Annotated in this window: 2 protein-coding genes; both read right to left on the bottom strand. The window is 39.2% G+C overall.

The window, feature by feature from the left end:
* Positions 1–40 precede the first annotated feature (40 nt).
* On the bottom strand, positions 41–337 hold the full coding sequence (locus DQW12_RS13310) for a type II toxin-antitoxin system RelE/ParE family toxin (RefSeq protein ID WP_113908358.1): 297 nt from the start codon (positions 335–337) through the stop codon (positions 41–43).
* Between the two features lie 6 nt (positions 338–343).
* Positions 344–625: type II toxin-antitoxin system Phd/YefM family antitoxin (locus tag DQW12_RS13315; protein WP_440582359.1), on the bottom strand; the 282-nt coding region annotated here is incomplete at its 5' end.

Raw genomic sequence — 625 nt, forward strand, 5'->3', positions numbered from 1 at the left:
GCTCATTACTCTAACTCTAGATCTCGGGTGATATATTAAATTACAAATGATTTTCAGGTAGTTGTGATTGACCGAGTACAGCTACAACCAAAATGAAGCCGTCTTCTTTTGTAAAGTAAGCCGTGTGTTTGCCTACAAGAAAGTAAAACCCGTTTGGGTAAATTTCATCACAACTCCGACCTACGGCAGGGTTATCCGCAAGCATCTGAAATCCAGTTAGTAATGTATCTTTGTAGTTGCGCCACTGCATTTCAGAGAAATTGTTGACGGTATAGCTTTTGATTTTTCTCAAATGAGCCTGAGCTAGTTTACTTAATTTGTATTTATTCTTCTGCATAACTGGTTATAAGGCGTTTAGAAAATCTTCGCCATCAACGGCATTGCTTTGTGCTAGGTCTTGTTTGGCTGCATCGAAGCAATGTTTAAGGTAGTCTGCTTTCATTGCTTCTAGCTCTTCATAATCTCTAATAGACATTACAACTACGGCATCTTTGCTGTTTTTGCTAATCTTGACTGGCTCGCGCTGGGCACTTAGAAGTAGCTCACCAAAATTACGTTTGGCGTCATTTGCTGTTAATGTGTGCATGATTAATCTCCAAATCTGCAGTAACATTGAGATTATAGC

The sequence above is a fragment of the Aliidiomarina celeris genome (genome assembly GCF_003316875.1).
Lineage (GTDB): Bacteria > Pseudomonadota > Gammaproteobacteria > Enterobacterales > Alteromonadaceae > Aliidiomarina > Aliidiomarina celeris.